The 339-nt window shown below is 45.1% G+C and carries 1 protein-coding gene; it reads left to right on the forward strand.

Annotated features, from left to right (window positions below):
- Positions 1-16: 16 nt before the first annotated feature.
- Positions 17-339, forward strand: a 323-nt coding sequence (locus tag L5849_RS15180) for an EF-hand domain-containing protein (protein WP_236926224.1), incomplete at its 3' end; no start/stop codon positions are given.

Consider the following 339-nt stretch of genomic DNA (forward strand, 5'->3'; position numbering starts at 1 on the left):
AACAACATTTGACAATATGTATGACCAGTTCCTAAAGAGGGCTGACACCGACGTCAAGAGTGCACTTACCGTACCGTACTTACAGGAGTCAGTCTGGAAGCAGCGTTACACAAGGGATATTAAGAAACGCATTTCGGAAATATTATTCGCCTTATTTGACGTACTGGATGTCAACGATGACGGTTATCTGGATGAGGACGAACATCGCAGATGGTTTCACCATCTCGGAGTATCCGATACATCGTTCACAAAAGACACGTTCAACGCAATCGATGTCAACCACGACGGGAAGCTGAGCTTCCAGGAGTATGTTGATGGGTGCTACGATTTCTTTTTCTC

The organism is Erythrobacter sp. SN021 (assembly GCF_021864455.1).